1 protein-coding gene is annotated in these 257 nt (G+C 69.6%); it reads right to left on the reverse strand.

Annotation, left to right across the window (positions count from 1 at the left end; all coding sequences use genetic code 11):
* A partial coding sequence (locus IF47_RS0127280; RefSeq protein ID WP_031511757.1) for a zinc ribbon domain-containing protein occupies positions 1–257 on the reverse strand: 257 nt, incomplete at both ends.

Below are 257 nucleotides of genomic sequence, written 5' to 3' on the forward strand. Positions count from 1 at the left end.
GCCTTGGCGACGTTGACCGCCGCGTTCACGTCCCGGTCCAGGACGGCCCCGCACGCCGAGCACGTCCACACGCGGATGTTCAGCGGCTTGGGGCCGTCCTGGACGCCGCATTGCGAGCACACCTGGGAGGTCGGCTCGAACCGGCCGATCTTCACGAAGGTGCGCCCGTACCGGGCGGCTTTGTACTCCAGCATGTTCACGAACGCCGACCAGCCGGCGTCGTGGACGGACTTGGCCAGACGCGTGCGGGCGAGTCC

Source organism: Streptomyces megasporus, assembly GCF_000718985.1.
GTDB lineage: Bacteria > Actinomycetota > Actinomycetes > Streptomycetales > Streptomycetaceae > Streptomyces > Streptomyces megasporus.